Annotated in this window: 1 protein-coding gene; it reads left to right on the plus strand. The window is 49.6% G+C overall.

Annotated features, from left to right (window positions below; all coding sequences use genetic code 11):
- The coding region (locus tag R7044_RS28145; RefSeq protein ID WP_225456390.1) for a TatD family hydrolase at positions 1-514 on the plus strand (514 nt) is incomplete at both ends.

Genomic DNA, 514 nt, shown 5'->3' on the forward strand with positions numbered 1-514 from the left:
TGCCGAATATCGATCTGGACTCGATTGAACCGATGCTGCAGACCGAAGCAGCGTATCCGGAAGTGTGCCACTCAATGATGGGTTTGCACCCATGTTACGTTGATAGCAACGTTGATCAAACGCTAGAAATCATCCGAGGCTGGTTCGAAAAACACAACTTTATCGCCGTGGGCGAAATCGGCATCGACCTGTATTGGGATAAAACCTACCGAGCAGAGCAAGAGATGGCTTTCGTAACCCAACTCAATTGGGCAAAAGAGATGGATTTACCTGTGGTGATCCACACCCGTGACTCCATAGAAGAAACGCTGACTCTGCTTCGTCAAGAGCAAGACGGTCGCCTGCGTGGCGTGTTCCATTGTTTTGGTGGCAGCTTAGAAGAGGCGCGAGCAATTAACGAGTTGGGCTTCCACCTTGGTTTAGGCGGTGTATCGACGTTTAAAAACGGCGGCATGGACCAAGTCATTCCACACTTAGACATGCAATGGGTCATCTTAGAAACAGACTGCCCATA

Source organism: Vibrio sp. 1402, from assembly GCF_033340275.1.